Source organism: Streptomyces sp. NPDC002130, assembly GCF_040296465.1.
In the GTDB taxonomy this organism is placed as follows: domain Bacteria; phylum Actinomycetota; class Actinomycetes; order Streptomycetales; family Streptomycetaceae; genus Streptomyces.
Genome location: NZ_JBEOXI010000343.1, coordinates 1 through 7040, shown reverse-complemented (window position 1 = coordinate 7040; position 7040 = coordinate 1). Strand labels below are relative to the sequence as shown.

Below are 7040 nucleotides of genomic sequence, written 5' to 3'. Positions count from 1 at the left end.
CGTGACCCCTTGGCGACAGTTTCTCGGCTTCGGCGATGGACCGATGGCCGGGCACGAGCACGCTCCTTCGGGCCGCCTGAGAAGCCATGAGACATCGACGGTACGCAACGCGCTCATGGCCCGATGCGCATGAAAGCCATGGCGACAGCCGACCACCGGCGAGCGGCGCTCGCGGCGCCGCTCTTCGTGATGCGGCGGAAGCTGTTACGGGCCCTCAGCTGCCTCGTGGGAAATGATCTTGACGAGCGCGGGATGGCGACGGCTAGGGGCCATTCGTAGCCGCTGGCCAGCGCGTTTCGTCGGTGCCCCTACGCCCCTGGACTTACGAAGATGCGAGCGGGGAGGCTGATGCCGCTGCGGTTACCCGCTCAGTCCGGGGGAGATTGCGGCCCGGCACCCGTTTCAACTGATTCACGGTGACCTGAGCTCCGCGCCGGGGCAGCCTGGAATCAGAAGGGGTAGGCGGGGATGTCGCCCCGGACGGTTACCCACTGCTGCTCAGTGAAGGCCTCGAGGTTCGCGGTGGCGCCGCCGTGACGGGAACCGTTGCCGGAGTCGCCGCGCCCGCCGAAGGGCACGGTGGCCTCGTCGTTGACCGTCTGGTCGTTGATGTGCACCAGCCCAGTGGGAATGCGTTCGGCCAGTGCCAGCCCCTTGGCGATGTCCCGGGTCAGCACGCTCAGCGAGAGTCCGTACTCGGTGCCGGTGGCAAGCCTCACGGCCTCGTCCAGATCGCGGAAGGGCACCACGGGTGCGACCGGGCCGAATATCTCCTCCCGGTAGGCGCGTGCGGTCAAGGGGACGTCGGCCAGCACGGTCGGCCGGTACAGAAGGCCCTCGTAGGTGCCGCCTGCCACGAGCCGGGCACCTGCCGCCACGGTGTCGTTGACGACAGCGTGCGCGGCCTGCAGCTGGTGCTCGTCGATCATGTGGCCAACTGCCACCTCGCTCCTCGCCGGGTCTCCCACTGTCACGGCATTCGCCCGCCGGGCCAGCGACTCGACGTACTCCTCGGCGATCGACGCGTGCACCAGATGCCTGCTTGAGGCCATGCAGATCTGCCCCGCGTGGTGGAAGGAGCCGAACGCCCCAGCGGACGCCGCCTTCTCCACATCCACGTCGTCCAGCACGATCAGCGCCGAGTTGCCGCCCAGTTCGAGGTGGACGCGCTTCAGGTGCCAGCGCACGTGCCGTGTGGTGACGCTGCCAGGCGGTGTCGGCATGCCGTTCTTGTCGGGCACGACCGGTGCGAAGCCGTTGCCGTCCGCCTCGTACAGGTCGAAGACGATTGCGCCGTCCTCTTCGTAGGCGTTGATCGTGTGGCCGGGAAAGGCCGGCGGGGCCTGGAACCAGCGCACCTCGGAGGCATCACCGAAGCGCGGGATGACCCCGAAGACCTGCGGAAGGTCGCCGTCGTACACGAAGTGCGGGCCGCCGGCCTTCAGACGGTCGAGGTCGCTGGTGACGGGCATGACCGGGAAGAGCATGAAGTTCTTGGTCAGCGCGCAATCGTGGATCATGGCCGAGTACGGTGCCTCGAACCAGGCCTCGTGGATCACCTTGCCCGACGCGTCGATCACGTAGTAGGCGATGTCGCGCGTGGTCTCGCCTTTCGCGGCGTAACCGAAACCGAACATTTCGCCGGTGTCCGAGTCGAATTTCGGGTGGGCTGTGAAGGTCAGACTCGTGATATCATCGTGCGCATCCCATACACCCCGGGTCTCGAGGGTGACGGGATCGATCTCGTACGGCAGTCCGTCTTCCTTCGACGCCAGCATCCGGCCGGCGTGGAAGTAGATGGCGGTGTTCGCCGTCGTGCGGCTCGTGCCGGCGACGCTCGGGTCGTCGGAGTACGGATCCCGGTAATTCCCGTAAAGGGATCGGCGGGCCTGGCGCTCGAGCAGAAAACGCTCGGTGCGTACATAGCGGGTCCGGAAGTCGACTCAGCCGTCCTTGATTCGGAACGCGCGTACCGCACCGTCCCCGCCCGCAGCGGTGGTCATCGGCCACAGCACCGGGACCTCGGGAACATACACCTGGTCGGGAACCGCCTGGACGAACAGACCGTCGACGTCCGCGGGTACTGTGCCCTCGAGGACCTCCAGATCGAATACCTCGATATCGAACCGGCACGGCTCGTCCATTCCCATGGTGATTTCGGGTGGAAAAGTCTTTGCCATGAAGCCGTCTCCTTTGACTGCCGTCGCGCAGAATTTCGCCACGAGCTGCGGTTTTCTGACAGTAGGATGCGGTCGCTGCCCAAACCAGACGGTGGAATCACCGCATCCCGCTTCCGGTGACGGCTGGCAGGTACCAGGCGTCTCGCACGCCCGCTGACCTGGGTGTTTCTGATCTGCGCCACGGCCCCGGCGAGCGTTGTCGCGCGAACCCCGCTCGGCTATGCGTCTGCCTTGTGATCCGTGTGGTTTCTTTGTGCGCGACGGTGGTCATGTATTTTCGTCGGCGCGCAGGACGACATCCGCCTTCCATCGCCTCGCCGACGAATCGCCGGGCCCGGGGTCGTCCACCTCGACCGCAAAGGGCCGGTGCCGTGATACTGGCAGATTGTGTGCCTGGCCCGCAGACGAGTCCTGGCATGGTTTGCCGCGCCACCCCGCCCGGACGGAGCAGGACCAGGGGTCAGCCCGCGACGACGGCCATCCGGTCGCTGATCTCGTCGGCTGTGGTGAGGACTTTCTGGGCGATCTCCGTCTCGGCTTCCGGGTAGACCCGGGAGGCGAGGGCGGCGACGCTGACTGCGGCGACGACTTGTTTGTTCTCGTCGCGGATCGGGGCAGCGATGCCGACCACGTCGGGGTCGAGTTCGCCGCGGGTGACGGAGTAGCCGAGGCGGCGGATCCGGCCGAGGCGTTCCATCAGGGCGTCGACGTCGGTGAGGGTGGCCGGGGTGAAGCGGCGCAGTTCGGCGTTCTCCAGCAGTCTGCGGGCTTCTTCTTCGGGGCTCCAGGCGAGCAGGACGAGGGCGGAGGCGCCGGCGTTGATGGGCAGGGCGCTGCCGCGTTCGTAGGAGATGCGCACCGCGCGGGAGCTTTCCGCGCGGTCGACGCAGACCACCAGGTCCCCGGTGCGCCGGGTCAGCAGCACGGTCTCGTGCACGTCCTCAGCGAGCGTCTCCATCGACGGCTGCGCGACCTCGGAGAGGCCGTAGCTGCGGCGGGCCAGCCGGGCGATCTCCAGCACCCGCAGGCCGAGCCGGAAGCCGCCGCCGGGGGCTTCTTCGAGGAAGCGCCCGTTCACCAGGCTCTGGAGGTAGCGATAGGCGGTGGAGCGTGCCACGCCGAGGTGATCGGCCACGGCGGTTCCGGAGATGACGAGGTGGACGTCGTCGAACATGGCCAGGATGTCGAGTGCCCGGTCGGCGGTGGAGTTGCGGTCGCGGTAGCTTGGGGACGGGTTTCCTGACATGCGAGACACTGTAGCGGATGGACGCGAACCGTTGCGGGCGCCCATCCGCCCGCCTGGCCGGTCTACAGCCGGTCCTCGACGACGGTGTTGCGCAGCTCTCCGATGCCTTCGACCGCGGTGACGAGTTCCTGTCCGGGGCGAAGGAAGACCTTCGGGTCGCGGCCGGCGCCGACGCCGCCCGGGGTGCCGGTGAGGATCAGGTCGCCGGGCAGCAGCGTGATGATGGTGCTGACGTAGGCGATGGTGTCGGCGACGTCGAAGAGCAGGTCGGCGGTGTTGGACTTCTGCATGGTGTGGCCGTCGACACTGCAGGAGATGTCCAAACCGGAGGCGCCGAGCGGGAGTTCGTCCGAGGTGACAAGGGCGGGGCCGACCGGGGTGGTGGCCTCGAAGGTCTTGCCGGAGAGGAACTCCCTGGTGCGGTGCTGCCAGTCGCGGACGGTGACGTCGTTGGCGACCGTGTAGCCGGCGACGTGCTCCAGGGCCTTCTCGCGCGGCACGTGACGGCCGGGGCGTCCGATCACCACCCCCAACTCGGCCTCCCAGTCGAGTTCGTCGCTGACGGGCGGCATGTGGATGTCGTCGTGTGCGCCGATGAGAGCACCGTCGTACTTCGCGAAGAGGGTGGGGTGGGCGGGGGTGGGGCGGCCCATCTCCTTGATGTGGGTGGCGTAGTTCAGGCCCAGGCAGATGATCTTGTTGGGGTGGGGGACGAGCGGGGCGAGCGACACTTCGGCCAGGGGCAGGCGCTCGCCGTCCGCGGCGGCCGCCCGCTGCGACCAGTCGTCTCCGGCGGCGAGCAGCGCGCCGACGTCGGAGAAGGGAAGCAGGACGAGTTCGTCTCCGTCCTGCCGGGCGGCGGCGGTCCCGCGGTCGTGGGCGACACGGACGGTGCTGAGCCTCATCGGCGTACTCCTGGGGAATCAGGCTGGATCTCGGGGTCGGGAGGGGTGAGGGCCGGGAAGGGGGAGGTGAATTGCCGAAGCTTCGCCTCGACGTACTCGGCGTTCTCCGGGGTGAACACGGCGGCCACCAGACGGTCGGGGCGTACGAGGACGAAGTGCCCGGCCAGCCCGGTGAAGAGGGCGTCCAGCTGACCGTCGGCGTCGGCGATCCCCGCCCGGCCGGCACGGTCGCGCGGTGCGCGGTCGTCCAGGAAGACATCCACGGAGACGGCGTCCGGGAGACCGGTCCGCGCTACGGCGGTCCAGTCGGCGTCGGTCACGCCGACCCCCAGCAGGCTCCAGCCCTGGCCCAAGACGTCATCGAGCCGTATGACGTGGTGGTCCTGTCCGCGCAGCACCCGCGGCTGCGGCAGCATCGTGCCGACGAGCCCGCGGCCCGGTCCGTCGGTGCCGACGACGGCGCCCGATGTCACGCGGGTGTCGGGGCGGTAGCGCATCTCTGTGAGGTAGCGGCGTCCGGGCGGTGTGTACATGGCCGTGCGTATCAGGAGGTCGCGCAGGGCGGCACGGGGGCGGCTGGTGGCCATGACGATCCGGCCGAGGCGTACGGAGAGGTCGATCACGGCCCGAGCATGGGGACGCCGCTCGGTGTCGTAGGTGTCGAGCAGCGTGTCGCCCGCCCGGGCCGCCAGGACCTCGCTGATCTTCCAGCAGAGGTTGGCCGCGTCCCGGACACCGGAGTTGAGGCCCTGCCCCGCGAACGGCGGCATCATGTGCGCGGCGTCGCCGAGCAGGAAGCAGCGGCCATCGCGCAGGCGGTCCGCCAGCAGCGCGTGGAAGCTGTACGCGACCGCGCGCTCGACCTGCTCGGATGTGATCTCCCGGTAGGGCGCGAGGAGTTCGCGCACCAACGAGAACGGGGGCGGGGTGCCCGCGTCGCACTCGCCCGGCTTCAGGCGGAACTCGTAGCGGCAACGTCCGTCCCGTCCCGCGACGATGACGACGGGACGGTCGGGGTCGCCGTGGTGCATGCCGAAGCGCTGGTCGTGCGTGTCCTGAAGAGTGTCGACCACCAACCACACGTCCGGGAAACTGCGACCGTGCATCGGGATGGACAGCAGGTCGCGTACGGTGCTGCGGCCGCCGTCGCAACCGAGGACGTAGGACACGTCCAGTACCTCGACCGGACCGTCCTCCCCGCCCGTACGCAGCATGACGCGCACCAGGTCGGGATGCTGGGTGACGACATCTGTCAGCCGGGTGTCGAAGCGGACGTCGACGGTGGGGAGGCGCCGCAGTTCCTCGCGCAGCACTCGTTCCAGATCGGGCTGGGCGAAGGGGTTCTTGAAGGGATGTCCGTAGCGCTGGTCGCCGGTGCCGCGGGCGTGGAAGAGCATTCGCCCACCGATGCCGAAGTACCTCGTCCCGGTGCCCGGCACCAGGATCGGGTAGACGGCCTCGTCGAGACCTCCGGCCGACTGAAGGGTGCGCAGCGACTCGTCGTCGAGGCTGATCGCCTTGGCGTCGTTGCTCGTGGTGGCGTTGCGTTCCACCAGCAGCACCCGTACGCCCCGGGAGCCCAGCAGGTGGGCGGCCGTCAGTCCGGTCGGGCCTGCGCCCACGACGAGCACGTCCGGTGGTGGCGGTGTCATGAGGGACCTTCCGTCGTTCCGCCGGCTACTGGACCGGCTGGTAGGCCGGGCCGCCCTCGGTCAGCAGCCGTTCGACCTCGGCCAAGATCTCCTCGGGGGACAGGTCGAGATCGAGGGTCTTGCGGAACGGCTGGCGTACGTCACGCTCCAGCCGGAGGTAGACCTCGTTGCGGTTGCCCTCAGGGTCGAAGAAGTAGATGCCGATCGCGTTGCCGTGGGTGACCTCCTGCTGGACCTCGATGCCCTCGGCGCGGAACCGGTGGTGGAAGTCGATGATCGACTCCAGGGAGTCCACGCGCCACGACACCTGGTGGGTCAGCTTGGCACCGGCGGGTGCGGTTCGGCCCCGCTGCAGGACGAACTCGTGGTGCTCCTCCTCGGGGCACGCGGAGAAGAACACGATGCCCTTCTCCTCGTCCTCGTCGGTGACCGTCAGACCCAGCACCCGCTCGTAGAAGTCGCGCATCTTCTCCAGGTCGTCGACCCAGAAGCCGGTGTGCCCCAGTCCGGTTATGGCCATGATGCGTCTCCTTTTGCAGGACTATAGTTTCGTTTTGCAGGACGTTAGATCACCAGGCGGCCGAGGTCAACCGTGAGGAAACAGCGTCCTACCTCTTGACGTCACACGCCCTTTCAGTGCAGCGTCCTGCATAACGCCATGAACGTCCGAATATGCGGGACGTCGGCACTGCTTTTTGGGAGCCTGCCGGGACCGCTGAAGTCACTACCTGGAGGCGCCTCATGGCCCATTCCGATGCCGGGCGAGCCAGCTCGGCCACCGTCGTCCGGGCTGCTCGCCGGGATCGACGTCCCGTCGAGGCACTGCGAAGTCACTGACCGATCGAGCCCGGCCGTGACCCGCGCGGGCGCCCGCAGCACGGCCGTCCACCGACCCGCGGGCCCGACTCAACCCGAGGAGATCCCCGTGTTCCGCTTCTATCGCAGCACCACGTCCCGGACGGCCGGGCTGCACGGCGCCGCGCTCCTGATCTCGCGGGCCGTGACCGGGTGGCTGTTCGTCCTGCACGGCCTCTACAAGTTCGGCCTCACCATGGAC

5 protein-coding genes and 1 pseudogene are annotated in these 7040 nt (G+C 68.3%); all 6 read right to left on the bottom strand.

The window, feature by feature from the left end:
• Positions 1-449 precede the first annotated feature (449 nt).
• Positions 450-1931, bottom strand: a pseudogene (locus ABT116_RS37630) (aldehyde dehydrogenase family protein); the annotation flags it as partial.
• Positions 1932-1943: 12 nt separating this feature from the next.
• Positions 1944-2180 carry a hypothetical protein gene (locus ABT116_RS37625; protein WP_351643706.1) on the bottom strand — a complete coding sequence of 79 codons (237 nt, stop codon included), beginning with the start codon at positions 2178-2180 and terminating at the stop codon, positions 1944-1946.
• Between the two features lie 460 nt (positions 2181-2640).
• Entirely contained in the window at positions 2641-3426 is a 786-nt protein-coding gene (locus tag ABT116_RS37620; RefSeq protein WP_351643701.1) for an IclR family transcriptional regulator, read from the bottom strand.
• Between the two features lie 62 nt (positions 3427-3488).
• On the bottom strand, positions 3489-4331 hold the full coding sequence (locus ABT116_RS37615; RefSeq protein ID WP_351643698.1) for a fumarylacetoacetate hydrolase family protein: 843 nt from the start codon (positions 4329-4331) through the stop codon (positions 3489-3491).
• On the bottom strand, positions 4328-5983 hold the full coding sequence (locus ABT116_RS37610) for a bifunctional 3-(3-hydroxy-phenyl)propionate/3-hydroxycinnamic acid hydroxylase (protein ID WP_351643695.1): 1656 nt from the start codon (positions 5981-5983) through the stop codon (positions 4328-4330). The genes ABT116_RS37615 and ABT116_RS37610 overlap by 4 nt, the downstream gene beginning before the upstream one ends.
• Before the next feature lie 25 nt (positions 5984-6008).
• Positions 6009-6503 carry a VOC family protein gene (locus ABT116_RS37605; RefSeq protein WP_351643691.1) on the bottom strand — a complete coding sequence of 165 codons (495 nt, stop codon included), beginning with the start codon at positions 6501-6503 and terminating at the stop codon, positions 6009-6011.
• Positions 6504-7040: the final 537 nt, after the last annotated feature.

What these genes read in the sequence shown, in the direction of transcription:
- ABT116_RS37620 (WP_351643701.1), bottom strand. Translation starts at nt 3,426, where the DNA reads ATGTCAGGAAACCCGTCCCCAAGCTACCGCGACCGCAACTCCACCGCC.
- ABT116_RS37615 (WP_351643698.1), bottom strand. Translation starts at nt 4,331, where the DNA reads ATGAGGCTCAGCACCGTCCGTGTCGCCCACGACCGCGGGACCGCCGCC.
- ABT116_RS37610 (WP_351643695.1), bottom strand. Translation starts at nt 5,983, where the DNA reads ATGACACCGCCACCACCGGACGTGCTCGTCGTGGGCGCAGGCCCGACC.
- ABT116_RS37605 (WP_351643691.1), bottom strand. Translation starts at nt 6,503, where the DNA reads ATGGCCATAACCGGACTGGGGCACACCGGCTTCTGGGTCGACGACCTG.
- ABT116_RS37625 (WP_351643706.1), bottom strand. Translation starts at nt 2,180, where the DNA reads ATGGCAAAGACTTTTCCACCCGAAATCACCATGGGAATGGACGAGCCG.